We start from the raw sequence: 24415 nt of genomic DNA on the forward strand, positions 1-24415 counted from the left end.
TTCGGCGCAATGGCGACCCGGATCAATCAATAGCGCAGCTCGCCATGGTAAGCTCGCCGCCTCATTTGCGGCCAATAATGACTCATTGTGCAACATTCAAATGCCTGCCCGACCCCGCTCTGGCTGACCCAAAGCCGACTGACGCCCCTCCCCGATTCGTTGACCCTCGACTGGTTGTTCGACGAAGGCTCCCTCACCCGCCGACTGACCCGGTTGTCCAATGACAGCTTCAGCGTCACGCCACTGTTTGAAGGCTGGGACACCCTGCGCGCTGACGAATGTGCCGCACTGGATCTGGCCGAGGGCAGCGAAGGCTGGGTGCGCGAGGTGTATTTGCGCGGTCACGGCGAAGCCTGGGTGTTTGCCCGCAGCGTCGCTTCGCGCGCCGCTTTGCAGGGCGACGGTTTGCACATGGACGAACTGGGCAGCCGCTCGCTGGGCGAATTGCTGTTTTGCGATCAGGCGTTCCAGCGCCGCGCCCTCGAAGTTTGCCACTACCCTGAACAATGGCTGCCGCCAGCCGCGAAAGCGCCAGAATTGTGGGGCCGGCGGTCGCGCTTCGACCGTGGCGCGTTAAGCGTACTGGTCGCGGAAATCTTCCTGCCGAGCCTGTGGCGCGCCGCCCGCGCCCATCCGGAGAACTGCTGATGTATCAGAGCCTGCTCAAGTCCCTGAATCGCTTGAACCCGCGCGCCTGGGATTTCATTCAGTTGACCCGAATGGACAAGCCGATCGGCATTTACCTGCTGCTCTGGCCAACCCTGTGGGCGCTGTGGATTGCCGGCAAAGGCTCGCCGTCGCTGGCCAACGTGGTGATTTTCGTCCTCGGCGTGGTGCTGACCCGCGCCGGCGGTTGCGTGATCAACGACTGGGCCGATCGCAAGGTCGACGGCCACGTCAAACGCACCGCGCAACGGCCATTGGCTGCGGGCAGAATCAGTTCGAAAGAAGCGCTGGTGTTCTTTGCGCTGTTGATGGGTGTGAGTTTTCTGCTGGTGCTGTGCACCAACGCACCGACCATTTGGTTGTCGCTGGGCGGTTTGGCGCTGGCGTTCACTTATCCGTTCATGAAGCGCTACACCTATTACCCACAAGTGGTGCTGGGTGCGGCGTTCTCGTGGGGCATGCCGATGGCGTTCACTGCCGAGACCGGCGAGTTGCCGGCGGCGGCGTGGCTGCTGTGGATCGCCAATCTGCTGTGGACGGTGGGTTACGACACCTATTACGCGATGACTGATCGCGATGACGATTTGAAGATCGGCGTGAAGTCGACGGCGATTCTCTTCGGCGAAGCGGATCGAGTGATCATCCTAGGCTTGCAGGCGTTGTCGCTGGGTTGCCTGTTGCTGGCCGGTTCGAAGTTCGAGTTGGGGATGTGGTTCCATCTCGGCTTGCTGGTGGCTGCCGGGTGCTACGCGTGGGAATTCTGGTACACGCGAGATCGCGACCGCATGCGCTGCTTCAAGGCGTTTTTGCACAACCACTGGGCGGGGTTGGCGATTTTCGTCGGGATCGTGCTGGATTACGCATTGCGCTGAGGATTCACAACTGTGGGAGCGAGCCTGCTCGCGAAGGCGTCGTGTCAGTCAGCCATTGCGTTAACTGACACACCGCTTTCGCGAGCAGGCTCGCTCCCACAGGGGGCATTGCGTTTATTTGGCCTTTGCGACTTTCCACGCGCCGTCCATTTTGCCGTCACCGGTCATGTCACCGGCTTTCTTGTCCATCACGAAGGTGTACAGCGGCATGCCTTGATAGGCCCATTGCATCGTGCCGTCGTCGCGTTTGATCACCGTCCAGTCACCCATCGATTTGTCACCCGCCGCCGCCATCAACGGCGGCCAGTTCGTTGCGCATTTGTCGTTGCACATCGACTTGCCGCCCGAGTCCTTGGCGAAGGTATACAGGGTCATGCCCTTGTGGTCGGTGTACATGCCGTCCTTCTCCATCGCCGGATCCGCAGCCAGCGCAAATCCAGGCAGAGTCAGGGCCGCAGCCATCAGCAGGGCTTTGAAAGAAACAGTCATTTGAGTCATGGAAACCTTCTTTTGTGGTTGTCAGGATTCGGACTTAGAGCTTAGTTCAGGATTTGCACAATCGCCGCCGGACTAAAATACTGTCACACGACTGCAATAATTCCGTTATCTAATGCGGCGCAAGACAGTTAAATGACAAGAGGATTAAGGCATGGTTGGCAGGAGCATTCTGATCGTCGACGACGAAGCGCCCATTCGCGAAATGATCGCCGTTGCGTTGGAAATGGCCGGCTATGACTGCCTCGAGGCAGAGAACTCGCAGCAGGCCCACGCCATCATCGTCGACCGTAAGCCGGACCTGATCCTGCTCGACTGGATGCTGCCCGGCACCTCCGGCATCGAGCTGGCCCGTCGCCTGAAGCGCGATGAGCTGACCGGGGACATCCCGATCATCATGCTCACCGCCAAGGGCGAAGAGGACAACAAGATCCAGGGTCTTGAAGTCGGTGCCGACGACTACATCACCAAACCGTTTTCCCCGCGCGAACTGGTCGCCCGTCTCAAAGCCGTGCTGCGCCGCGCCGGTCCGACCGACGGCGAAGCGCCGATCGAAGTTGGCGGCCTGCTGCTCGACCCGATCAGCCACCGCGTGACCATCGACGGCAAACCGGCCGAGATGGGCCCGACCGAATACCGTCTGCTGCAATTCTTCATGACCCATCAGGAACGCGCCTACACCCGTGGCCAGTTGCTGGATCAGGTCTGGGGCGGCAACGTCTATGTGGAAGAGCGCACCGTCGACGTGCACATCCGCCGCCTGCGCAAGGCCCTCGGCGACGCTTACGAAAATCTGGTACAAACCGTGCGCGGCACCGGCTACCGGTTTTCCACCAAAGCATAAAAAAGCAGCTGCAAGCTTTTAGCTACAAGCGGCAAGTTGAAGCCGATCCGCTTTAGCTTGAAGCTTGTGGCTTGAAACTCGAAGCTGCGTTAAGGACGCTCCGTGAATCAAAACTGGCATGGCACCCTGATTCGCCACATGCTGTTGCTGGTCACCGCCTGCCTGGTGATCGGCCTGATCACCGGCTATTACGGCTGGAGCCTCGCGGCGGGTCTGGGGATTTATCTGGGCTGGACGCTCAAGCAATTGCTGCGGCTGCACGAATGGCTGCGCCAGCATCAACCCGACGAAGCACCGCCCGACGGCTATGGCCTGTGGGGCGAGGTGTTCGACAGCATCTACCACCTGCAACGCCGCGACCAACGCGTACGCGGGCGTCTGCAAGCGGTGATCGACCGGGTTCAGGAATCCACCGCCGCGCTGAAAGACGCGGTGATCATGCTCGACAGCGACGGCAACCTGGAATGGTGGAACCGCGCCGCCGAAACCCTGCTCGGCCTCAAGACTCCGCAAGACAGCGGCCAACCGGTGACCAACCTGGTACGGCATCCGCGCTTCAAGGAATACTTCGAGCAGGACAGCTACGCCGAGCCGCTGGAAATCCCCTCGCCGACCAATGATCGCGTGCGCATTCAGCTGTACCTGACCCGCTACGGCAACAATGAACACTTGATGCTGGTGCGCGACGTCACGCGTATCCATCAGTTGGAACAGATGCGCAAAGACTTCATCGCCAACGTCTCCCACGAGTTGCGCACACCGCTGACGGTGATCTGCGGCTATCTGGAAACCCTGCTCGACAACGTCGAGGAAGTGAATCCGCGCTGGAGCCGCGCCCTGCAGCAGATGCAACAACAGGGCGGACGCATGCAGACACTGCTCAACGATTTGTTGCTGCTGGCGAAACTCGAAGCTACCGATTACCCGTCGGACAACCAACCGGTGCAGGTCGACTCGCTGCTGCAATCGATCAAGAGCGATGCTCAGCAATTGTCCGGCGCAAAGAACCAGCGCATCACCCTCGACGCTGACGCCGGCCTGTTGCTCAAGGGCAGCGAAGCGGAATTGCGCAGCGCGTTTTCCAATCTGGTGTTCAACGCAGTGAAATACACCCCGGCCGAGGGCAACATCCGCATTCGCTGGTGGGGTGACGATCAAGGCGCACACCTGAGCGTGCAGGATTCCGGGATCGGCATCGACAGCAAACACCTGCCGCGCCTGACTGAACGCTTCTATCGCGTCGACTCCAGCCGCAACTCCAACACTGGCGGCACAGGCCTGGGCCTGGCCATCGTCAAGCACGTGTTGCTGCGCCACCGCGCACGCATGGAGATCAGCAGCGTGCCCGGCCATGGCAGCACATTCACCTGCCATTTCGCCCCGGCTCAGGTGGCCCAGGCGCGGGCGATCAGCGCCGCTGAGTAATGTCGCACTAGGCAATCGCCAGGTCAGCCGCTACATTGGCTGACTTGTGCCTGCCTTTCAGGCGCGACTTTTACCTCTCTTGAATCACACGGAACCCGCAAAACTCCATCATGGACCCTTCCCCTGGCTTGTCCCTCGCAACAATATTCGCCGATTTCGGCATGATCCTTTTTGCTCTGATCCTGGTTTTGCTCAACGGCTTTTTCGTTGCGGCGGAATTCGCCATGGTCAAACTGCGCTCTACCCGGGTCGAGGCCATCGCCGATCAGAACGGCTGGCGCGGGCACATCCTGCGCACCGTACACAGCCAGCTCGATGCGTACCTCTCGGCCTGTCAGCTGGGTATCACCCTCGCCTCGCTTGGCCTTGGCTGGGTCGGTGAACCGGCGTTCGCACACATCCTCGAGCCGCTGCTGAGTGCGGTCGGCGTGCAGTCGCCGGAAATCGTCAAAGGCGTGTCGTTCTTCACCGCGTTCTTCATCATTTCGTACCTGCACATCGTGGTCGGTGAACTGGCCCCGAAATCCTGGGCGATCCGTAAACCCGAGCTGCTGTCGCTGTGGACGGCCGTGCCGCTGTACCTGTTCTACTGGGCGATGTACCCGGCGATCTACCTGCTCAACGCCAGCGCCAACGCGATTCTGCGTATCGCCGGCCAGGGCGAACCCGGCCCGCACCACGAGCACCATTACAGCCGCGAAGAACTGAAACTGATCCTGCACTCCAGCCGTGGCCAGGATCCGAGCGATCAGGGCATGCGTGTATTGGCATCGGCGGTGGAAATGGGCGAGCTGGAAGTGGTCGACTGGGCCAACTCCCGCGAAGACCTGATCACGCTCGAATTCAACGCGCCGCTGAAAGAAATTCTGGCGATGTTCCGTCGCCACAAGTTCAGCCGTTATCCGGTGTACGACAGCGAACGCCAGGAGTTCGTCGGCCTGCTGCACATCAAGGATCTGCTGCTGGAACTGGCGGCGCTGGACCACATTCCCGAGTCGTTCAACCTGGCTGAACTGACCCGCCCGCTGGAGCGCGTGTCACGGCACATGCCGCTGTCGCAATTGCTGGAGCAGTTCCGCAAGGGTGGCTCGCACTTTGCCGTGGTCGAGGAGGCTGACGGCAACATCATCGGCTACCTGACCATGGAAGACGTGCTGGAAGTGCTGGTTGGCGATATTCAGGACGAACACCGCAAGGCTGAGCGCGGGATTCTCGCCTATCAGCCGGGCAAGTTGCTGGTGCGTGGCGACACGCCGCTGTTCAAGGTGGAACGCCTGCTGGGCATCGACCTTGATCACATCGAAGCGGAAACCCTCGCCGGGCTGGTCTACGAAACCCTGAAACGGGTGCCGGAAGAGGAAGAAGTGCTGGAAGTCGAAGGTCTGCGCATCATCATCAAGAAGATGAAAGGGCCGAAGATTGTGCTGGCGAAGGTGTTGATGCTGGATTGATGGGCTGATCCAGCACCGCGCCACCCCTTTCGCGAGCAGGCTCGCTCCCACTCTGGAATGCATTTCAACTGTGGGAGCGAGCCTGCTCCGGGCGGCGTTCCGACGAAGGCGTCAGATCAGATACTTCATCACTGCTTGCCCAACGCAAAGTTGGGCAAAGCCCCCAGCGGCTGATTGAACTGATACGGAATCGACACCAACCCGTCTCCGGTATTGCGCTGCACCACAAAGTGCAGGTGCGGGCCGCTGCTGTTGCCGGTGTTGCCTGACAGCGCCAACGGACTGCCCACCGTCACCCTTTGCCCCTCGCGCACGCTCACCGAACCTTGTTTGAGGTGCAGGTACACGCCCATCGTGCCGTCGTCGTGCAGCACCCGCACGAAATTGCCGGACGCATCATTACCGCGCCCGCTCTGGGAGTTCTCGGTCTTCACCACCACCCCGGCCCGCGCGGCAATGATCGGCGTGCCGACCGGCATGGCGATGTCCATCGCGTACTTGTTCTTCGGCCCGTAGTGGCTGTATTGGCCGTTGGCACCCTGACTCAGGCGGAACGGCCCACCGCGCCATGGCAGCGGATAACGATAGCCCTGCGCGGTTCCAGCGGGGTCGCCGAGGGAATAATGAAATTGCGGCGTATACACCAGCGGCTGCTTGCCGGACACCGCCGTCAGCAGCGCCAGCCGCGTATTACTGCGCGCTGGCAGCACGCGGCGGATGGTTTGCGCCGGTGCGCCACGCACATTGCTCAACCCGGTAAACGCCAGCGCCACCTCAACCGGGGCATACAGATCGTTGCGTACGAACACTACGTCGGTGCCCTTCTGCTTCTTGATATCGAGGTAGACCTGGCGCTCGAGGCGTTCGACCATCCGATCCTGAAAGACGAACACCTGCGCGCCTTTGCTCGGGCGGTCGCTGTACGAGACCACGCCGTTGGCATCGGTGGATTTGTAAATGGTCATGGCCACAGCCGAGGAGGAGGCCATGAAGAGACCATAGAAAAACAGCAGGCGCGCGAGCATGGGCAAGAGTCTGTCGAAAGGAAGGCCTGGAAATGAGCCTAGCAGGTGAAGCAGACCAGGCTAGTCGACAGATGTTTCAAATTGGCCAGTCTGGGAGATTGGTGGTGCAAGTGATGGCCCCTTCGCGAGCAGGCTCGCTCCCACATTTGGAATGCATTCCAGGGTGGGAGCGAGCCTGCAAGCAAAGGCGGACTGTCAGGCGACGAAGATCACGCGCCCGGAACGAAGTGCTTCTGCGCCGTGCCGCGGGCGATCAGGCGAGAGATGTAGTCGAGCTTCTGCGCGTCCTGGTCGACGAAACGGAAGGTCAGTTGCAGCCATTCGCTGTCCGGTTTCGGCTCAAACGCGACGACCGCGTGCAGATAGCCGTTGAGGCGGGCAATCTCAGCGTTGTCGCCCTGCTCCAGATCGAGCACGGCGCTGTCGAGGATCTGCGGCAGGGTGTCGGTGCGTTTCACCACCAACAACGCTTCCTTGATGCTCAGGGCCTTGATCACGCATTGCTGAGTACCGCTTGGCAGGCGCAATTGGCCCTGACCGCGCCCACTGGCCGGAGCCGACGCAGCGGCTGGTGCCTTGACCGGTGGGCTGTTGAGCAGGCCACGGGATGGCACAGCAGCGGGCGCTGGCGCGGCAGCAACAGGCTTGGCAAACGGATTGACCGCAGCAGCTGCCGGCGCGCCGCCGACCACGGCAGGCTTGCCGCCGGTCAAGGCGCTCAGGGAATCGTTACCGAACGCCGAGTTCATCTTGGTTGGCGCGCTGTTCATCAGGGTGTCGAGCTTGCCGACCTTGTTCAGCGCCTGTTTGACCTTGGTCAGCAGTTGCTCGTTGGTGAACGGCTTGCTGACGTAGCCGGAAACACCAGCCTGAATCGCCTGCACGACGTTTTCCTTGTCACCACGGCTGGTGACCATGACGAACGGCATGGTCTTGAGGTTGTCTTGCTCGCGGCACCAGGTCAGCAGCTCGAGACCGGACATTTCCGGCATTTCCCAGTCGCACAGGACCAGGTCGAAGGCTTCTCTGGCCAGCATGGCCTGCGCCTTTTTACCGTTGACGGCGTCCTCGGTGCGGATCCCCGGGAAGTAATTACGCAGGCACTTTTTCACCAGGTCACGAATGAACGAAGCATCGTCCACGACCAACACACTGATCTTGCTCATCCAACACCCCTATTAAAATCCCGGCAAGCATAACGCTGGCTGATGGCACATTGCCAAAACTCTTCAGTCACGCCGGGACTTTTCGTTCGCGGGTGCTGCTTTTTAATCGAATCTGCCCATGAAAAGCACAAACAAAAACGCCCGGCCAAAGGGCCGGGCGCTTTTCTCAGGCAATCTTACTTATCGTCAGCATCGCCCGGAACATTAGCGGTTTCGCCGCTTGTCCCTTCAACTTCTTCCTTCATGCGCTTGAGGCCCATGTGGCGCACGTCGGTGCCGCGCACCAGATAGATGACCAGTTCGGAGATGTTGCGCGCGTGATCGCCGATGCGTTCCAGCGAACGCAGCACCCAAATGATGCTCAAGACCCGCGAGATAGAGCGCGGGTCTTCCATCATGTAGGTGGCCAGCTCGCGCAGCGCAGTCTTGTATTCGCGGTCGATGATCTTGTCGTACTGCGCCACCGACAACGCCAGATCGGCATCGAAACGGGCAAACGCGTCCAGCGCATCACGAACCATGTTGCGCACCTGGTCGCCAATGTGGCGAACCTCGACGTAACCGCGCGGCGCTTCGCCTTCTTCACACAACTGAATCGCGCGACGGGCGATCTTGGTCGCTTCGTCGCCGATGCGCTCAAGGTCGATCACCGACTTGGAAATGCTGATGATCAAACGCAGGTCGGACGCCGCCGGTTGACGACGGGCGAGAATACGCAGGCATTCTTCGTCGATGTTGCGTTCCATCTGGTTGATCTGGTCGTCGATCTCGCGCACCTGCTGAGCCAGACCGGAGTCGGCCTCGATCAGCGCGGTCACCGCGTCGTTGACCTGCTTCTCGACCAGCCCGCCCATGGCCAGGAGGTGGCTGCGCACTTCCTCAAGCTCAGCGTTGAACTGCGCAGAGATGTGATGGGTAAGGCCTTCCTTAGAAATCATTGTGTTCGCTCCGCAAAAGCTTTAACCAAGAGCTGCAAGCTACGAGCTGCAAGCTGAAATTTGTCGTTACGCTGAACCGCTTTGACTTGCCGCTCGCAGCTTGAAGCTCGCGGCTGTACGGTCAACCGTATCGACCGGTGATGTAGTCTTCGGTCTGCTTCTTCGCCGGATTGGTAAACAGGGTATCGGTGTCGCCGAATTCCACCAGTTTGCCCATGTACATGAACGCCGTGTAGTCGGACACACGCGCCGCCTGCTGCATGTTGTGGGTCACGATGACGATGGTGAACTTGGATTTCAGCTCGTAGATCAGCTCTTCGACTTTCAGGGTCGAGATCGGGTCGAGGGCCGAGCACGGTTCGTCGAGCAGCAGCACTTCCGGCTCAACCGCGATGGTACGGGCGATCACCAGACGTTGTTGCTGACCACCGGACAGGCCGAGTGCCGATTCGTGCAGACGGTCTTTGACTTCGTCCCACAGTGCCGCGCCTTTCAACGCCCACTCGACCGCTTCGTCGAGGACGCGCTTCTTGTTGATGCCCTGGATGCGCAAGCCGTAGACCACGTTTTCGTAGATGGTCTTCGGGAACGGGTTGGGCTTCTGGAACACCATGCCGACGCGGCGACGCAGCTCGGCAACGTCTTCGCCTTTGCGATAGATATTGTTGCCGTACAGGTTGATCGCGCCTTCTACGCGGCAGCCGTCAACCAGGTCGTTCATGCGGTTGAAGGTACGCAGCAGCGTCGACTTACCGCAGCCGGACGGGCCGATGAACGCGGTCACGCGCTGCTTCGGGATGTTCATGCTGACATCGAACAGCGCTTGTTTCTCGCCGTAGTACAGGCTCAGGCCCGGTACTTCGATGGCCACGGTTTCCTGCTCGAGACTGAGGCTCTGCTTGTCGCGGCCCAGGGCAGACATATTGATGCCGTGGGTATGTGTTTCGTGCTGCATGGTTCTCACTCCGTTCGTAGCTGCGAGCTTCTAGCTGCAAGCTGCAAGTTTGAGCAAAAGCGGCTTGTAGCTTGCCGCTTGTGGCTAATGGCTTTAGCTATCCAGTGCTTTGTATTTTTCGCGCAGGTGGTTACGGATATACACCGCCGACAGGTTCAACGTCGCGATTACCAACACCAGCAACAGCGCCGTGGCGTACACCAGCGGGCGGGCCGCTTCGACGTTCGGGCTCTGGAAGCCGACGTCGTAAATGTGGAAGCCCAGGTGCATGATCTTCTGATCCAGGTGCAGGTACGGGTAGTTGCCGTCCACCGGCAGCGACGGCGCCAGTTTCACCACACCGACCAGCATCAGCGGCGCCACTTCACCGGCGGCACGGGCCACGGCGAGAATCATGCCGGTCATCATTGCCGGGCTGGCCATCGGAATCACAATCTTCCACAAGGTTTCAGCCTTGGTCGCGCCGAGGGCCAACGAGCCTTCACGCACGGTGCGCGGAATACGCGCCAGACCTTCCTCGGTCGCGACGATCACCACCGGCACCGCCAGCAGTGCCAGCGTCAGCGAGGCCCACAGCAGGCCCGGTGTACCGAAGGTCGGTGCCGGCAATGCTTCCGGGAAGAACAAGCGGTCAACCGAACCACCCAGCACGTAAACGAAGAAGCCCAGACCGAATACGCCGTAAACGATCGCAGGTACACCCGCCAGGTTGTTCACCGCGATACGGATGATCCGTGTCAGGGTGTTCTGTTTGGCGTATTCACGCAGGTACACCGCCGCCAGCACGCCGAACGGGGTGACGATCATCGCCATGATCAACGTCATCATCACGGTGCCGAAGATCGCCGGGAAAATCCCGCCTTCGGTGTTCGCTTCACGCGGGTCGTCCGAAAGGAATTCCCAGATCTTGCTGAAGTAGAAGCCGACCTTGGTGAAGGTGCTCATCGCGTTCGGCTGGTAGGCGTGAACCACTTTGCCCAGACCGATTTCAATCTCTTTGCCGTTGGCATCACGAGCGGTCAGGGCATCGCGGTTGAACTGCGCATGCAGATCGGCCAGACGCGCTTCGATGTCCTGATAACGCGCATTCAACTCGGCACGCTCGGACTCCATGTCCGCTTGCGCGGTGGCGTCGAGTTTGCCTTCCAGTTCCAGTTTGCGACCGTGCAGACGGATACGCTCCAGCCCTGCGTTGATCGCACCGATATCGGTTTTTTCCAGCGACTTCAGTTGTGCCGCCAGACCGTTTACACGGTTGATCCGCGCCTGCAGCTCAGGCCAGGCAGCCTCGCCCTCGGCGATGACTTTGCCGTCCTGTTTGACGTTGACCAGGTAGCCGTAGAAGTTGCCCCACTCGCGACGCTCGATCGCCATCAGTTCTGGCGGCGTGGTCTGGTTGGTCAGCCACTCGCCGACGATCCAGGTGAAGTCGTTGCCGTTCAGGTCACGGTTGCCGACCTTGATCAGCTCGCGGGTCATGAATTCCGGGCCTTCATCGGGCACCGGCAAACCGGCGCTCTTCAGACGGGCGCGAGGCACTTCTTCTTTCTGTACCACTTCGCCGATGACCAGGTGATTGGCCTGGCCCGGTACGTCGTAGTTGGCGTGGACCAGGTCCGCCGGCCAGAAGTGACCCAGACCGCGCACGGCAATCACCGCCAGCAGGCCAATGGTCATGATGACCGCGATGGACACCGCGCCACCGCTGATCCAGACGCCCGGGGCGCCGCTCTTGAACCATCCTTTCAGGGAGTTCTGTTTCACAGACTTCTACCTTTGCTTAAAGCGACGAGTATTTCTTGCGCAGACGCTGACGAATCAGTTCTGCCAGGGTGTTCATGACGAAGGTGAACAACAGCAGCACCAGCGCCGAGAGGAACAGCACGCGGTAGTGGCTGCCGCCGACTTCCGACTCGGGCATTTCCACCGCGACGTTGGCGGCCAGGGTGCGCAGGCCTTCGAACAGGTTCATTTCCATGACCGGGGTGTTACCGGTGGCCATCAGCACGATCATGGTTTCGCCGACCGCGCGACCCATGCCGATCATCAGCGCCGAGAAGATCCCCGGGCTGGCGGTCAGGATCACCACGCGAGTCATGGTCTGCCACGGCGTGGCACCGAGGGCCAGCGAGCCAAGCGTCAGGCCGCGCGGCACACTGAACACGGCGTCTTCAGCGATCGAGTAGATGTTCGGGATCACCGCGAAGCCCATGGCCAGACCGACCACCAGAGCGTTGCGCTGGTCGTAGGTGATGCCCAGATCGTGGGAGATCCACATGCGCATGTCACCGCCGAAGAACCAGTTCTCCATGAACGGGCTCATGTACAGCGACAGCCAGCCCACAAACAGAATCACCGGAATCAGCAGCGCACTTTCCCAGCCATCCGGGACTTTCAGGCGGATCGATTCAGGCAGGCGGCTGAAGGTGAAACCGGCGACCAGAATGCCGATCGGCAGCAACATCAGCAGGCTGAAGATGCCCGGCAGATGCCCTTCGACATATGGCGCGAGGAACAGGCCGGCGAAGAAACCGAGGATCACCGTCGGCATCGCTTCCATCAGCTCGATCACCGGTTTGACCTTGCGGCGCATGCCCGGGGCCATGAAGTACGCGGTGTAGATCGCCGCGGCAACGGCCAGTGGAGCAGCGAGCAGCATGGCGTAGAACGCAGCTTTCAGAGTGCCGAAGGTCAGTGGCGACAGGCTCAGTTTCGGTTCGAAATCGGTGTTGGCGGCGGTCGATTGCCAGACGTATTTTGGCTCGTCGTAGTTCTCGTACCAGACCTTGCTCCACAGCGCGCTCCACGACACTTCCGGGTGCGGGTTGTCGAGCAGCAATGGCTGCAGTTTGCCACCGGCTTCGACGATCACACGGTTGGCGCGCGGCGACAGCCCGAACAGGCCTTGGCCTTCGACCACCTGATCGACCAGCAAGGTGCGGTGCGCGGTGCTGTGGAACACGCCAAGCTTGCCGCTGGCATCCAGGGCGAGGAAGCCTTTGCGACGCTCTTCAGCGCTGATTTCAACGATTGGCGTGGTGCCCATCTGGAAAGTGCGGATCTGCTTCAGGCGCAGCTCGCCATCGGTGTCGCGGGCCATGAACCATTGGGCCAGACCACCCTTGGAGTCGCCGACGATCAGCGAGATACCACCGACCAGTTGCGTGGTCGCGGTGACTTCAGCGTCAGCGTTTTCCAGCAGTTTGTAGCGCCCGTTGAGGCTCTTGTCGCGCAGGCTGAACACATCGGCCTGAGCGCGACCGTTGACCACGTACAGCCACTGCTGGCGCGGGTCGACGAAGATGTTTTTCACCGGCTCAGTCATTTGCGGCAGATCGATACGCTTCTGCTCGTTGGTGACTTCACCAGTCATCATGTTTTCTTCGCTGGTCAGCGACAGAACGTTGAGTTGCGAACCGGTCGAACCGACCAGCATCAGCGTCGTGTCGGTGGCATTCAGGCTGACATGCTCCAGCGCACCGCCGGCCTCGTTCAGCGCGATCGGCGTCTCGCCATACGGATACTCGATGGCCGGGCTGATGGTTTTCTTGCCATCGGGGTAGCTGACTTTATAGGTGTGACGGAACACCAGCGCCTGACCGTTGGACAGGCCCACGGCCACCAGCGGATGGCCCGGCTGGTCTTCACCAATCGAGGTCACGGTGGCGCCGGCAGGCACCGGCAGATCGACGCGCTTCAGTTCAGCGCCACTGTCGATATCAAAGAACAATGCCTGGCCCTTGTCGGAAACGCGCATGGCCACCTGATTCTGCTCTTCGAGCGAAATCATCAGCGGCTTGCCGGCGTCCTGCATCCAGGCTGGGGTGATCGAGTCTTTCGCGGTCAGGTCGGCACCCTGGAACAGCGGCGCAACCACGTAGGCGAGGAAGAAGAAGATCAGGGTGATGGCTGCCAGCACCGCGAGACCGCCAACGAGGACGTACCAGCGGGTGAAGCGATCCTTGAGCGCGCGAATGCGGCGCTTGCGTTGCAGCTCAGGCGTATTGAAATCAATGCGCTTGGGAGGATTAGTAGTCATTTGGGAATTGGCCAGATCATTCATGCGCTCACCCTAGCGATCCTGTATGACAGAAAGATGACAATGCAGTGACGCAGCTAATCCACCGCCAGCGGGACTGGCAGAGGATCAAAAATTTGAGGTGTGGAAAAGGCCGGCCTGCGAGCAGATCCGGCCTTTTACCTGAGTCCGGTGGGGTTCACCCTGAACTCAATTTGTTACTTCTTTGCGACAGCGCCGCCTTCTTGCAGACCCAGATCAGCCAGTGCTTTTGCAGCAACCTTGGCTGGCAGCGGGATGTAGCCGTCTTTCACCACAACTTCCTGGCCCTGCTTCGACAGCACCAGTTTCACGAACTCAGCTTCCAGCGGAGCCAGAGGCTTGTTCGGGGCTTTGTTGACGTAAACGTAGAGGAAACGCGACAGCGGGTATTTGCCGTTCAGGGCGTTTTCTTCGGTGTCTTCGATGAAGTCAGTGCTGCCTTTCTTGGCCAATGGCACGGTTTTCACGCTGGCAGTCTTGTAACCGATGCCCGAGTAACCGATGCCGTTCAGCGAGGAGCTGATCGACTGCACCACCGACGCCGAACCTGGTTGTTCGTTGACGTTTGGCTTGTAGTCGCCTTTGCACAGGGCTTCTTCTTTGAAGTAGCCGTAGGTGCCGGATACCGAGTTACGGCCGAACAGTTGTACTGGCTTGTTGGCCAGGTCGCCGGTCACACCCAGTTCGCCCCAGGTTTTCACGTCGGCTTTGGCGCCGCACAGACGGGTCGACGAGAAGATCGCGTCAACCTGTTCCATGGTCAGGTGCTGGATCGGGTTGTCCTTGTGCACGAATACGGCCAGGGCATCCACAGCCACCGGGATAGCGGTCGGCTTGTAACCGTACTTCTGCTCGAAGGCCGCCAGTTCGGTGTCCTTCATCTTGCGGCTCATCGGGCCCAGGTTGGAGGTGCCTTCAGTCAGCGCAGGTGGCGCAGTGGCGGAGCCAGCGGCCTGAATCTGGATGTTGACGTTCGGGTATTCTTTTTTGTAGTTCTCAGCCCACAGGGTCATGAGGTTGGCCAGGGTATCGGAGCCGACGCTGGACAGGTTGCCCGACACACCAGTGGTCTTGGTGTAGCTCGGGATAGCAGGGTCAACAGCGGCAACCGCGTTGGCAGTCGCAACGCCAGCAGCGACAAAAGTCATTGCCGCCATCAAACGCTTCAGTTTCATGCCTTACTCCTAGCAGATAGGGTGTGTTAAGTCGGGGCCAAGTATCAGCAGGCCGTGTGAACACTCTATGGCTGAAATATGACAATTGGATGAAAGGCCAGCATTCGGGTTTTTACTGGATGATTCGTAGTGCCCCCATTCGCGAGCAGGCTCGCTCCCACAGTTGAAATGCATTCCAAATGTGGGAGCGAGCCTGCTCGCGAAAGGGCCGGTACTGCTGGAGGAGATTCCGGATCAGCGCCCCTTCTTCCAGAGCCACGCCCCCACCAGAATCCCCATCGCGCACAGCACCGCCACATAGTAGGCAGGCCCCATCGCGCTTTCTTTCAGCAGGAGACTGACCACCATCGGCGTCAACCCACCAAAAATCGCATAAGCCACGTTGTACGAGAACGACAGCCCGCTAAACCGCACCACCGGCGGGAACGCTTTGACCATCACATACGGCACCGCACCAATGGTGCCGACCAGAAAACCGGTCAGCGCGTACAGCGGGAACAGCCAGTTCGGGTGATCAGCGAGGCTGTGATAGAAGGTCCAGGAGCTGATCAGCAAGCCCAGGCAACCGAACACGAATACGCGACCGGCGCCAAAGCGATCTGCCAATGCGCCGGAGATGACGCAGCCAATGCTCAGGAACACGATCGCCAGACTGTTCGATTGCAGCGACTCGGTCGGCGAGAAGTGATAGACCGTTTGCAGCACAGTCGGGGTCATCAGAATGACTACGACGATGCCAGCGGAGAGCAACCAGGTCAGCAGCATCGAGATCGCAATCGCGCCGCGATGGTCACGCAGCACCGCACGCAGCGGCACTTCTTCAGCCAGCGCCTTGCGCAATTGCAGCTCGGCGAATACCGGGGTTTCGTGCAGCCAGCGACGCAGATACACCGAGAACAGGCCGAACACGCCACCGAGCAGGAACGGGATCCGCCAGGCGTAATCGGACACCTCGGCAGGCGTATAGATGCTGTTGATCGCGGTGGCGACCAGCGAACCGAGCAGAATACCGGCGGTCAGGCCGCTGGTAAGGGTGCCGCAGGCGTAACCCATGTGCTTTTGCGGTACGTGTTCGGAAACGAAGACCCAGGCGCCCGGCACTTCACCGCCGATGGCCGCGCCTTGAATGACCCGCATTAATAGAAGAAGGATCGGCGCCCACATGCCGATCTGTGCATACGTTGGCAGCAGACCCATGATCAGGGTCGGCACGGCCATCATGAAAATGCTCAGGGTGAACATCTTCTTGCGCCCCAGCAGGTCGCCGAAGTGCGCCATGACAATGCCGCCCAGCGGCCGTGCGAGGTAACCGGCGGCGAAGATGCCGAAGGTCTGCATCAGGCGCAGCCACTCGGGCATGTCGGCCGGGAAGAACAGCTTGCCGACCACAGTGGCGAAGAAGACGAAGATGATGAAATCGTAAAATTCCAGCGCACCACCGAGGGCGGACAGCGACAGAGTCTTGTAGTCATTGCGGGTCAACGGTCGTGCGGGTTGCTCGGGCTGCGCGAGGCTCGAAGGCGCTGTGGTCATGGCAAGGGCTTCTCTTATAGTCGGATCTGCCGCCACAACAACGCTGGCGGTGGCTTGGGCAGGTTCGGCACCATAGCAAATTGTTCGAAAAAGCACATAGAGGCGCGTAATTGACGGTCGAAATGAGAACCGGATGGTCGTCGTGGAGTCTACCGACCGATATACTCGCAACCTGCTCCGGTTTGTAAGGGGTTGCTGTGCGAAAACGTCGTTGGCCCGGCCTTTGCTCGGGATTAGCCGGTTTCGCAGAGTTTCTCCTTAGGCGCCTGATGGAAAACGTGACGAACGTAGTAGGTTCGGTGCTGAATCGTTTTTCCCGAAGACGGCTACCACCAGCAATACCAACGAAGAGTCACGGGTCAGAGGCACCCCCGGCATGATAGAGCTCGAACAAGAAGATCCAATCCCGCAAGGCGACCTGGCCCTGCAAATCACCGCACTTCCACGTGAAACCAACGGCTTTGGCGATATTTTCGGCGGCTGGCTGGTAGCGCAGATGGATTTGGCCGGCACCGCAATGGCCAGCCGTGTCGCTGGCGGGCGCGTCGCTACCGTGGCCATTGATCGCATGGCGTTCCTTGTGCCTGTGGCAGTCGGCGCGCAATTGTCCTTTTATACCCAGACTCTGGAAATCGGCCGCAGCTCGATCCAGATGATGGTCGAAGTGTGGAGCGACGACCCGCTGTCCAGCGAGTGGCGTAAAGTCACCGAAGCTGTCTTCGTCTTCGTCGCCATCGACGGCAGCGGCCGCACTCGCTCGGTTCCACCGCGCGCGCGCTAAACCTCGTGGCCGTTTGACGGTCGATAGTGGTCCTTGTTACTGATCGAGAGCTGTCCCATGAACACGCCCAACGTTGAAGCGGTGAAACTGGATGAACTGAACTGCTGGCGCATCCGCCACGGTCAGGCCGAAGTGCTGGTGGCCCAGCAAGGCGCGCACATCCTCAGTTATCAGATCGATGGGCAACCGCCGATCATCTGGCTCAACGACAAGGCCGACTTCAAGACGGGCAAAAGCATTCGCGCCGGTGTACCGGTGTGCTGGCCGTGGTTCGGCAAGTTCGAACGCAACCCGCAGAGCGTGCAGGCCATGTACACCGGCGAGCAACCGGCACCCGCGCACGGTCTGGTGCGGGCGATGGATTGGGAGTTGGGCGGCATCGAATCAGAGGCTGACGGCGTCAAGGTCGAATTCAAGCTGCCCTACCCCGAAGGTGGCCTGCCGGGCTGGCCGCATCAGGTCGATCTGACCCTGACCCTGCATCTGTCCGAGCAACTGAGTTTCAGCCTGACCAGCCATAACCGTGGCAGTGACAGCGTCAGCCTGAGTCAGGCGCTGCACACCTATTTCGCGGTCAGTGATGTGCGCAATGTGCATGTCGCTGGCGTGGATGGATTGAAGTACATCGAGACGCTGGATGACTGGAAAACCACCAGTCAGCAAGGCGATCTGCATTTTGCCGGTGAGACCGACCGCATCTACCTCGATGCGCCGCCACAGCTGAGCATAGTCGACCCGGCCTGGGAACGACGCATTGTGCTGACGGCTACCGGTTCACGCACGGCGGTGATCTGGAACCCGTGGATCGATCGCGCGGCAGCGTTGGCCGATATGGATAACGATGGCTGGCAGCGCATGTTGTGCATCGAGACGGCGAATGTGATGGATGACGTGGTGAATCTGGCGCCGGGTGCGAGCCACACCATGGGCGTCAGCGTGGCCAGCAAACCGCTCTAATCAACACCGCAATACAAAATGTGGGAGCGAGCCTGCTCGCGAAGGCGTTGTATCAGTCAACATTCAAATGTCTGACACACCGCTTTCGCGAGCAGGCTCGCTCCCACAGTTGTTTCGTGGTGATTGTTAGAGATCCGATTCCTGCACCACCCGCACTTTGTCCGCCTCCAGCGCATACGCCGCGTCAGCCAGATCATTACTGACCTTCTCGACCTTCAGCGTGCCGGTCACCCACAGCGGCGTGTAGATATCATCCAGCTTCAAACCTTTCGGATAACGCACCAGCACCAGTTGATTCGGCGGCGGTGGCGGCACGTGGATGCACGCGCCCGGATACGGCACAAGGAAGAACAGCGTGCTGCGACCCTTGGCGTCGGACTCCAGCGGCACCGGATAACCGCCGATGCGAATGTGTTTGTCATTCATCGACGCTACGGTTTTGCTCGAATACATCACCGCCGGCAGACCTTTGGCCTGCTTCATCCCGCCCTTCTCGGTGAAGGTGCCGATGGCTTCCGGGGAGTTGTGATCGATTTCAGGCATGGCCTCGAGGGCCTTTTGATCCGACTTGGGCATCAGGTCGAGCCAGTCGGTTTCCGGCAGTTCGCCGGCGTGGGCCAAACCGCTGCCCAGGAAAAGGAGAGTCAACAGAAGACGGCGCATGAAGGTGCTCGGTATAGAAAGGAAGGAACAGTGAATCGCCGAGCATTCTAGCCCTCCCGGCCACTTTGGCAGAGAGGGCTTTGTCGCTTTGGATCAGTTCTTTTTGATCAGGCCGTAGATCACCAGCAACACGATGGCGCCGACCAGTGCGCCGATAAAACCTGCGCCCTCGCCCGCGCGATAGATGCCCAGAGCCTGGCCGCCGTAAGTGGCTGCCAGCGAACCGCCGATACCGAGCAGGATGGTCATGATCCAGCCCATGCTGTCATCGCCCGGTTTCAGGAACCGCGCCAGCAGGCCGACGATCAAGCCGATAAAGATGGTTCCGATAATTCCCATGGCATTTCCCTCTGATTTGGTAGATATGCCAAAGCCTAGACAGACTTTGGCATCCTGCCATGAGAGAACGGCGGCCCCTGAATGGTTCCGCCGCTGCCACATGAAACTGTTTTACTCGGCGATCAGCGCTTCAACCTTGACGATCTGCGCTTGCAGCGTGGCCATGTCGGCGCAGCGCAGGTTGGCGTGGCCGACCTTGCGCCCGGCCTTGAATGCCTTGCCGTAGTGATGCAGATGGCAGTCTTCGATGGCGATGACTTTCTCAACCGGCGGCACCACACCGATGAAGTTGAGCATCGCGCTCTCGCCAACCTTGGCGGTCGAACCCAGCGGCAGGCCGGCAACGGCGCGCAGGTGGTTTTCGAACTGGCTGCACTCGGCGCCTTCGGTGGTCCAGTGCCCGGAGTTGTGCACGCGCGGGGCGATTTCGTTGGCTTTCAGGCCACCGTCGACTTCAAAGAACTCGAACGCCATCACGCCGACGTAGTTCAAATGCTTGAGCACGCGGCTCGAGTAGTCTTCGGCCAGCGCCTGCAACGGGTGATCGGTACTGGCAACCGACAACTTGAGGATGCCGCTGTCGTGGGTGTTGTGTACCAGCGGATAGAACTTGGTTTCGCCATCGCGAGCACGTACGGCGATCAGCGAGACTTCACCGGTAAACGGCACGAAGCCTTCCAGCAGGCAGGCAACGCTGCCCAATTCGGCGAAGGTGCCGACCACGTCTTCCGGCTTGCGCAGGACTTTCTGGCCCTTGCCGTCATAACCCAGGGTGCGGGTTTTCAACACGGCCGGCAGACCGATCGAAGCTACGGCGGCGTCCAGATCGGCTTGCGATTGAATGTCGGCGAAGGCTGGAGTCGGGATGCCCAGGTCCTTGAACATGCTCTTTTCGAACCAGCGATCGCGAGCGATGCGCAGGGCTTCGGCGCTCGGGTAGACCGGGACGAATTGCGACAGGAACGCCACGGTTTCAGCCGGGACGCTTTCGAACTCGAAGGTCACCAGATCGACTTCATCGGCGAGCTGGCGCAGATGATCCTGATCGCCGTAATCGGCCCGCAGGTGTTCGCCCAGCGCGGCCGCACAAGCGTCCGGCGCAGGGTCGAGGAAAGCGAAGTTCATGCCCAGCGGAGTGCCCGCCAGGGCCAACATGCGACCCAACTGGCCGCCACCGATTACACCGATCTTCATCTCAACAACCTCAGGCAATACGTGGGTCTGGATTGTCCAGGACGCTGTCTGTCTGCTCGGCACGGAAGGTCTTCAGTACCGCGTGGAACTGTGGATGCTTGGCGCCGAGGATGCTCGCCGAGAGCAGCGCGGCGTTGATGGCGCCAGCCTTGCCGATGGCCAGGGTGGCGACCGGAATGCCCGCTGGCATCTGCACGATCGACAGCAGCGAGTCGACGCCCGAGAGCATGGCCGACTGCACCGGCACGCCCAGCACCGGCAGGTGGGTCTTGGCCGCACACATGCCTGGCAAGTGGGCTGCGCCACCGGCACCGGCGATAATCACCTCGATGCCGCGGCTTTCAGCCTCTTCGGCGTACTGGAACAGCAGATCCGGGGTACGGTGGGCAGAGACCACTTTGACCTCGTACGGGATGCCGAGCTTTTCCAGCATATCGGCGGTGTGGCTAAGGGTGGACCAATCGGACTTGGAGCCCATGATCACGCCAACCAGTGCACTCATCGTCGCGCCTCTTCTCTCTGGAGCGCCCGCAGGCGCGTCATAAAACAACAAGCCACGCAGGTTGCGTGGCTTGATTGTACGAAAAATGGCCGGACGTGCCGGCCGAAGGCCGCGCAGTATACCGCAATGAAAGCAATAAACAGCCCCCTGCGCGACCATCTGTCATCTGCCGCAAATGCCCGGTTTTATTGACTCGAAGGTCAGCGCAGACACACCACAAATTCCATTGTGGGAGCGAGCCTGCTCGCGAAGAGGGAGTGTCAGTCAACATTGATGCTGCCTGACCCACCGCATTCGCGAGCAGGCTCGCTCCCACAGGGGCTGCGGGTGGTTTCAGGAGTTTTGCGCGGCGCCGCCTTCGAGCTTGCGCCACAGCAGACGGACGTTGGCTTTACGCACCAGTGCGCAACGGTACAGGCGAATCTCCAACGGCACATGCCATTGCGGGCCGCCGCAAACCACCAGTTCGCCGCGAGCCAGTTCGGCGCGCACACTCAGTTGCGGCACCCAGGCAATGCCCAGCCCTTCCAACGCCATGCTCTTCAGACTGTCAGCCATCGCGGTTTCGTAAATAGTGGTGAAGCGCAACTGCCGCTGACGCAACAAACCATTCACCGAGCGACCAAGAAACGCCCCGGCGCTATACGCCAGCAACGGCACGCTGGCTTCGCCCTCAAGATCGAACAACGGCTTGCCATCAGCATCCGCCGCGCACACCGGCAACATCTCGGTCTGGCCCAAATGCAGCGACGGGAAAATCTCCGGGTCCATCTGCATCGCCGCGTCCGGGTCGTAGAACGCCAGCATCAGATCGCAACCACCTTCACGCAACGCATGCACCGCGTCGCCGACGTTGGTGGCGACCAAGCGCGTGGCGATGTTCAAGCCTTCATTACGCAGTTGCGCGATCCAGCGCGGGAAGAAACCCAGCGCCAGCGAGTGAGCGGCCGCGACTTGCATCACTTCGCCCTGCCCGCCTTCCAGATGATGCAGATGGCGCAGCACTTCGCCGAGCTGTTCGACCACGGTGCGCGCGGTCACCAGAAACAATTGTCCGGCGGCGGTCAGCTCGACCGGCGTGCGCGAGCGATTGACCAGGGTCAGCCCCAGTGCAGCCTCCAGACTGCGGATCCGCCGACTGAACGCTGGCTGGGTCACGAAGCGCCGTTCAGCCGCCTGCGAGAAGCTGCGGGTGGCGGCCAGAGCACTGAAGTCCTCGAGCCATTTGCTTTCCAGATTCATCACGTCCTCCCGGACACGCACCAAAACGGGTCACACGTCTGCCGCGCACGCGGCGTCACACGGGCATTATGCCGAATGTGCATAGGGCAGTGCTGAACAGCATTGGCCCAAAATTTCCCACAAGCCTAGCATTCGCAGCGTTCCGGCACAGACCGGGTCCATATCGAGATGATTTCTATCATGTCCTCCGCTGCATCTTTCCGCACAGAAAACGACCTGCTTGGCGCCCTCGAAGTACCGGCTCAAGCGTATTACGGCATCCAGACCCTGCGAGCGGTGAACAACTTCCGTCTCTCCGGCGTTCCGATTTCGCATTACCCGAAACTGGTTGTCGGTCTGGCAATGGTCAAACAGGCCGCCGCTGACGCCAACCGCGAGTTGGGTCACCTGAGCGAAGCCAAGCACGCTGCCATCAGCGAAGCCTGTGCCCGATTGATCCGCGGTGATTACCACGAAGAGTTCGTGGTCGACATGATTCAAGGTGGCGCCGGTACTTCCACCAACATGAACGCCAACGAAGTGATCGCCAACATTGCTCTGGAAGCAATGGGTCATCAGAAAGGCGAGTACCAGTACCTGCACCCGAACGACGACGTCAACATGGCGCAGTCGACCAACGACGCTTACCCAACGGCGATCCGCCTGGGCCTGCTGCTCGGTCACGACACCCTGCTGGCCAGCCTCGACAGCCTGATTCAGGCGTTCGCGGCCAAGGGCAAAGAATTCGATCACGTCCTGAAAATGGGCCGTACCCAGCTGCAAGACGCCGTGCCGATGACCCTCGGCCAGGAATTCCGTGCCTTCGCCACCACCATGGGCGAGGACCTGGCCCGTCTGAAGACGCTGGCCCCGGAACTGCTGACTGAAGTGAACCTGGGCGGCACCGCTATCGGTACCGGCATCAACGCCGACCCGCGTTATCAAGCGCTGGCGGTACAGCGTCTGGCCCTGATCAGCGGTCAACCGCTGGTTCCGGCGGCCGACCTGATCGAAGCGACTTCCGACATGGGCGCCTTCGTGCTGTTCTCCGGCATGCTCAAGCGCACCGCGGTGAAGCTGTCGAAGATCTGCAACGACCTGCGCCTGCTGTCCAGCGGCCCACGCACCGGCATCAACGAAATCAACCTGCCAGCGCGTCAGCCAGGCAGCTCGATCATGCCCGGCAAGGTCAACCCGGTGATCCCGGAAGCTGTGAACCAGGTTGCTTTCCAGGTGATCGGTAACGACCTGGCGCTGACCATGGCAGCCGAAGGCGGCCAGCTGCAGCTGAACGTGATGGAGCCACTGATCGCTTTCAAGATCTTCGACTCGATCCGCCTGCTGCAACGCGCCATGGACATGCTGCGCGAGCACTGCATCGTCGGCATCACCGCCAACGAAGCGCGCTGCCGTGAACTGGTCGAGCACTCGATCGGTCTGGTCACCGCACTGAACCCGTACATCGGCTACAAAAACGCCACCCGTATCGCCGGCCTCGCTCTTGAGAGCGGCCGCGGCGTACTGGAACTGGTGCGCGAAGAAGGTCTGCTCGACGAAGCCATGCTCGCCGACATCCTGCGCCCGGAAAACATGATTGCTCCACGTCTGGTTCCGCTCAAAGCCTGAGCCGACGCGTTACTTGTAGCACCGCTCACCAGGTCGAGGGACTAGACACCTCTCACCTTTTGAGGGCTTGGGGATTTAGTCCCCAAGCCCTTTTTTTTAACTTTCTGACCCTGAGACCCTTATGTCTGGGGACTGAACAATGTGGGAGCGAGCCTGCTCGCGAAGACGGCGGCACAGTCAAAAACGATGTGTCTGCAGTACCGCTTTCGCGAGCAGGCTCGCTCCCACACAGAGCAGTCCCTGCACAAGCCCGGCGCCGGTAACGCCGGGTGTTTCAAAGCCTCGTTTCGTCGCTTGCACCACGACTGTGCAGACGGGCGCGCCACTGATCGGTATAGTGCCGCCCCTCTTCGCATGAGCGGTCGTCGGTAACGAGGCCATAACCCATGTGAAACCCGAACTAATAACAAACCCGCGAAATGGAACCGGACGAAACCTTCGCCTCACCCGTCGTGCCGCGCGCACACCGGTGTAACACGATGTTTCTTCCATCCAGTATTTGCTTACACAATAAACAGCGAGGAAAA

Annotated in this window: 22 protein-coding genes; 8 read left to right on the top strand and 14 right to left on the bottom strand. The window is 60.3% G+C overall.

Annotated elements, in window-relative coordinates:
* Positions 1–87 precede the first annotated feature (87 nt).
* Positions 88–648, top strand: coding sequence for a chorismate--pyruvate lyase family protein (locus HU718_RS00470; protein WP_150728983.1), 561 nt, complete (start codon positions 88–90; stop codon positions 646–648).
* A complete protein-coding gene (gene ubiA / locus HU718_RS00475; RefSeq protein ID WP_186613275.1) occupies positions 648–1538 on the top strand; it encodes a 4-hydroxybenzoate octaprenyltransferase in 891 nt (296 codons plus the stop codon). Before HU718_RS00470 ends, ubiA begins: the two co-directional genes overlap by 1 nt.
* 114 nt (positions 1539–1652) lie before the next feature.
* On the opposite strand, the gene HU718_RS00480 is transcribed toward ubiA, so the two are convergent.
* Positions 1653–2036 (bottom strand): COG4315 family predicted lipoprotein, encoded by a 384-nt coding sequence (locus tag HU718_RS00480; protein WP_150707775.1) that lies wholly within the window; start codon positions 2034–2036, stop codon positions 1653–1655.
* A 151-nt stretch (positions 2037–2187) separates the two neighbouring features.
* Between HU718_RS00480 and phoB the strand changes: the two genes are divergently transcribed.
* The 3 genes from phoB to HU718_RS00495 all read left to right on the top strand — a co-directional run bounded on the left by phoB (position 2188) and on the right by HU718_RS00495 (position 5753).
* Entirely contained in the window at positions 2188–2877 is a 690-nt protein-coding gene (gene phoB, locus HU718_RS00485) for a phosphate regulon transcriptional regulator PhoB (protein WP_007896474.1), read from the top strand.
* Between the two features lie 138 nt (positions 2878–3015).
* Positions 3016–4302, top strand: a complete 1287-nt coding sequence (phoR, locus tag HU718_RS00490) for a phosphate regulon sensor histidine kinase PhoR (protein WP_189683892.1) — start codon at positions 3016–3018, stop codon at positions 4300–4302.
* A 110-nt stretch (positions 4303–4412) separates the two neighbouring features.
* A complete protein-coding gene (locus tag HU718_RS00495) occupies positions 4413–5753 on the top strand; it encodes a hemolysin family protein (RefSeq protein ID WP_007920256.1) in 1341 nt (446 codons plus the stop codon).
* Between the two features lie 128 nt (positions 5754–5881).
* On the opposite strand, the gene HU718_RS00500 is transcribed toward HU718_RS00495, so the two are convergent.
* The 8 genes from HU718_RS00500 to HU718_RS00535 all read right to left on the bottom strand — a co-directional run bounded on the left by HU718_RS00500 (position 5882) and on the right by HU718_RS00535 (position 16605).
* Complete coding sequence (locus HU718_RS00500) at positions 5882–6778, bottom strand: peptidoglycan DD-metalloendopeptidase family protein (protein ID WP_102902466.1); 897 nt, start codon at positions 6776–6778, stop codon at positions 5882–5884.
* 209 nt (positions 6779–6987) lie between these two features.
* The gene (locus HU718_RS00505) at positions 6988–7944 is read right to left on the bottom strand and encodes a response regulator (protein ID WP_150707773.1); all 957 of its coding nucleotides are present in this window, start codon (positions 7942–7944) and stop codon (positions 6988–6990) included.
* A 176-nt stretch (positions 7945–8120) separates the two neighbouring features.
* Positions 8121–8882, bottom strand: coding sequence for a phosphate signaling complex protein PhoU (gene phoU / locus HU718_RS00510; protein WP_007954334.1), 762 nt, complete (start codon positions 8880–8882; stop codon positions 8121–8123).
* Between the two features lie 121 nt (positions 8883–9003).
* Positions 9004–9837: a phosphate ABC transporter ATP-binding protein PstB gene (gene pstB / locus HU718_RS00515; protein ID WP_034152104.1), complete on the bottom strand. Its 834-nt coding sequence runs from the start codon at positions 9835–9837 to the stop codon at positions 9004–9006.
* A 93-nt stretch (positions 9838–9930) separates the two neighbouring features.
* Positions 9931–11601: a phosphate ABC transporter permease PstA gene (pstA, locus tag HU718_RS00520; RefSeq protein ID WP_038359375.1), complete on the bottom strand. Its 1671-nt coding sequence runs from the start codon at positions 11599–11601 to the stop codon at positions 9931–9933.
* A gap of 16 nt (positions 11602–11617) precedes the next feature.
* Entirely contained in the window at positions 11618–13651 is a 2034-nt protein-coding gene (locus tag HU718_RS00525) for an ABC transporter permease subunit (RefSeq protein WP_176470059.1), read from the bottom strand.
* A gap of 422 nt (positions 13652–14073) precedes the next feature.
* Positions 14074–15072: a phosphate ABC transporter substrate-binding protein PstS gene (locus HU718_RS00530; protein WP_007920246.1), complete on the bottom strand. Its 999-nt coding sequence runs from the start codon at positions 15070–15072 to the stop codon at positions 14074–14076.
* A gap of 234 nt (positions 15073–15306) precedes the next feature.
* A complete protein-coding gene (locus HU718_RS00535) occupies positions 15307–16605 on the bottom strand; it encodes an MFS transporter (protein ID WP_186613271.1) in 1299 nt (432 codons plus the stop codon).
* Positions 16606–16981: 376 nt separating this feature from the next.
* Between HU718_RS00535 and HU718_RS00540 the strand changes: the two genes are divergently transcribed.
* Together HU718_RS00540 and HU718_RS00545 are read left to right on the top strand one after the other, a co-directional pair.
* Positions 16982–17386, top strand: coding sequence for an acyl-CoA thioesterase (locus HU718_RS00540; protein WP_003229628.1), 405 nt, complete (start codon positions 16982–16984; stop codon positions 17384–17386).
* A 57-nt stretch (positions 17387–17443) separates the two neighbouring features.
* On the top strand, positions 17444–18343 hold the full coding sequence (locus HU718_RS00545; protein ID WP_186613269.1) for a D-hexose-6-phosphate mutarotase: 900 nt from the start codon (positions 17444–17446) through the stop codon (positions 18341–18343).
* A 126-nt stretch (positions 18344–18469) separates the two neighbouring features.
* Here HU718_RS00545 and HU718_RS00550 read toward each other — a convergent pair whose 3' ends face one another.
* From HU718_RS00550 to HU718_RS00570, 5 genes are all read right to left on the bottom strand, one after another.
* Positions 18470–19006, bottom strand: coding sequence for a DUF3299 domain-containing protein (locus HU718_RS00550; protein WP_186613267.1), 537 nt, complete (start codon positions 19004–19006; stop codon positions 18470–18472).
* Between the two features lie 93 nt (positions 19007–19099).
* Positions 19100–19345, bottom strand: a complete 246-nt coding sequence (locus tag HU718_RS00555; RefSeq protein WP_095187854.1) for a GlsB/YeaQ/YmgE family stress response membrane protein — start codon at positions 19343–19345, stop codon at positions 19100–19102.
* A 111-nt stretch (positions 19346–19456) separates the two neighbouring features.
* Entirely contained in the window at positions 19457–20539 is a 1083-nt protein-coding gene (locus HU718_RS00560) for a 5-(carboxyamino)imidazole ribonucleotide synthase (RefSeq protein ID WP_186613265.1), read from the bottom strand.
* Between the two features lie 10 nt (positions 20540–20549).
* Positions 20550–21041: a 5-(carboxyamino)imidazole ribonucleotide mutase gene (purE, locus tag HU718_RS00565; RefSeq protein ID WP_007920220.1), complete on the bottom strand. Its 492-nt coding sequence runs from the start codon at positions 21039–21041 to the stop codon at positions 20550–20552.
* A 333-nt stretch (positions 21042–21374) separates the two neighbouring features.
* Entirely contained in the window at positions 21375–22283 is a 909-nt protein-coding gene (locus HU718_RS00570; RefSeq protein WP_038359390.1) for a LysR substrate-binding domain-containing protein, read from the bottom strand.
* Positions 22284–22463: 180 nt separating this feature from the next.
* Here HU718_RS00570 and aspA point away from each other — a divergent pair, with 180 nt between their 5' ends.
* Complete coding sequence (gene aspA, locus HU718_RS00575; RefSeq protein WP_007912102.1) at positions 22464–23888, top strand: aspartate ammonia-lyase; 1425 nt, start codon at positions 22464–22466, stop codon at positions 23886–23888.
* Positions 23889–24415: the final 527 nt, after the last annotated feature.

Source organism: Pseudomonas tensinigenes, from assembly GCF_014268445.2.
Classification (GTDB): domain Bacteria; phylum Pseudomonadota; class Gammaproteobacteria; order Pseudomonadales; family Pseudomonadaceae; genus Aquipseudomonas; species Aquipseudomonas tensinigenes.

Bases quoted from the DNA above. Each gene is read 5' to 3' on its own strand.
- ubiA (WP_186613275.1), top strand. From the start codon at position 648: ATGTATCAGAGCCTGCTCAAGTCCCTGAATCGCTTGAACCCGCGCGCC.
- HU718_RS00480 (WP_150707775.1), bottom strand. From the start codon at position 2,036: ATGACTCAAATGACTGTTTCTTTCAAAGCCCTGCTGATGGCTGCGGCC.
- phoB (WP_007896474.1), top strand. From the start codon at position 2,188: ATGGTTGGCAGGAGCATTCTGATCGTCGACGACGAAGCGCCCATTCGC.
- phoR (WP_189683892.1), top strand. From the start codon at position 3,016: ATGCTGTTGCTGGTCACCGCCTGCCTGGTGATCGGCCTGATCACCGGC.
- HU718_RS00495 (WP_007920256.1), top strand. From the start codon at position 4,413: ATGGACCCTTCCCCTGGCTTGTCCCTCGCAACAATATTCGCCGATTTC.
- HU718_RS00500 (WP_102902466.1), bottom strand. From the start codon at position 6,778: ATGCTCGCGCGCCTGCTGTTTTTCTATGGTCTCTTCATGGCCTCCTCC.
- HU718_RS00505 (WP_150707773.1), bottom strand. From the start codon at position 7,944: ATGAGCAAGATCAGTGTGTTGGTCGTGGACGATGCTTCGTTCATTCGT.
- phoU (WP_007954334.1), bottom strand. From the start codon at position 8,882: ATGATTTCTAAGGAAGGCCTTACCCATCACATCTCTGCGCAGTTCAAC.
- pstB (WP_034152104.1), bottom strand. From the start codon at position 9,837: ATGCAGCACGAAACACATACCCACGGCATCAATATGTCTGCCCTGGGC.
- HU718_RS00525 (WP_176470059.1), bottom strand. From the start codon at position 13,651: ATGCAGGACGCCGGCAAGCCGCTGATGATTTCGCTCGAAGAGCAGAAT.
- HU718_RS00530 (WP_007920246.1), bottom strand. From the start codon at position 15,072: ATGAAACTGAAGCGTTTGATGGCGGCAATGACTTTTGTCGCTGCTGGC.
- HU718_RS00535 (WP_186613271.1), bottom strand. From the start codon at position 16,605: ATGACCACAGCGCCTTCGAGCCTCGCGCAGCCCGAGCAACCCGCACGA.
- HU718_RS00540 (WP_003229628.1), top strand. From the start codon at position 16,982: ATGATAGAGCTCGAACAAGAAGATCCAATCCCGCAAGGCGACCTGGCC.
- HU718_RS00545 (WP_186613269.1), top strand. From the start codon at position 17,444: ATGAACACGCCCAACGTTGAAGCGGTGAAACTGGATGAACTGAACTGC.
- HU718_RS00550 (WP_186613267.1), bottom strand. From the start codon at position 19,006: ATGCGCCGTCTTCTGTTGACTCTCCTTTTCCTGGGCAGCGGTTTGGCC.
- HU718_RS00555 (WP_095187854.1), bottom strand. From the start codon at position 19,345: ATGGGAATTATCGGAACCATCTTTATCGGCTTGATCGTCGGCCTGCTG.
- HU718_RS00560 (WP_186613265.1), bottom strand. From the start codon at position 20,539: ATGAAGATCGGTGTAATCGGTGGCGGCCAGTTGGGTCGCATGTTGGCC.
- purE (WP_007920220.1), bottom strand. From the start codon at position 21,041: ATGAGTGCACTGGTTGGCGTGATCATGGGCTCCAAGTCCGATTGGTCC.
- HU718_RS00570 (WP_038359390.1), bottom strand. From the start codon at position 22,283: ATGAATCTGGAAAGCAAATGGCTCGAGGACTTCAGTGCTCTGGCCGCC.
- aspA (WP_007912102.1), top strand. From the start codon at position 22,464: ATGTCCTCCGCTGCATCTTTCCGCACAGAAAACGACCTGCTTGGCGCC.